This is a genomic window from Moraxella oculi, from assembly GCF_023336735.1.
GTDB classification, from domain to species: Bacteria; Pseudomonadota; Gammaproteobacteria; order Pseudomonadales; family Moraxellaceae; genus Moraxella; species Moraxella oculi.
This window is the reverse complement of the sequence record NZ_JAMBAQ010000060.1, coordinates 1-814: the sequence shown is the minus strand read 5'-3', so window position 1 is coordinate 814 and position 814 is coordinate 1. Positions and strand designations below refer to the sequence as shown.

General features: G+C 36.6%; 1 pseudogene. It reads right to left on the bottom strand.

The annotated features are described in order from the left end of the window. Positions 1-116 precede the first annotated feature (116 nt). Positions 117-769 (bottom strand): annotated as a pseudogene (locus M2R47_RS09375) (IS1595 family transposase). Between the last annotated feature and the right edge of the window lie 45 nt (positions 770-814).

Here is an 814-nt window from a genome sequence, read left to right as displayed (position 1 = left end):
GACGGAAAAGTCAAAACCTAAAAACCTATTTGTTGTTAAGTGAGTTGTCATTGCCTATTCGTTGATTTTTTGTTAAAATAAATTTTGCATTTATTTTTAGGGACTGTCCTAGATAACTAACCCAAACCACCCTTAACCAATTGTTTTAAAATGGAAATTTGAGATTTAAGGTCACTGTTATTAAAACGCCATTCGCATTCTTTAAGATAAAGCTCAAAATGTTCTTTGGGAACACCGTTAAATTTGCGTCAATGGCGTTTTGCCTGATTCCAAAAATTCTCTATTCCGTTAATGTGATTTTGTTTTTCTGTAAAGTGCGTACTGTGATTGATTCTAAAGTGATTAAATTCACTAACATCAAACACATCATAGCTTTTGTAGAAATCTGTGTAAACAATGCTGTCAGGCTTTACTTTTTCTCGTATAATGGGCAATAAAGTGGCTGACTTTGTATTAGGTACGGCAACGGTATAAACCTTGCCATTTCGCTTTAATAAGCCAAATACCGCAGTCTTACCGCTTGCACCACGACCACGCTTACCTTTGCGTGTTCCGCTAAAATAGCTCTCATCGGCTTCAACTTCGCCATCTAGCATTTCTAGGTGCTGACTGTGTTGATAGATGAGTAGGCGTAATCGGTGAAAATAGTAAGCAGCTGTTGTTTTATTTACATTGGCTAATTGAGCTGCCGTTTTCTTGCAGTAACACCTGCAACAAACAGCTCAATGAGTTTGTTTTGTTTGTACTGACTTAGACGACTTTTTCTCATTGGGTTATTTTAACCTACATGGAGTTTTTAGTCATTATCTAGGAC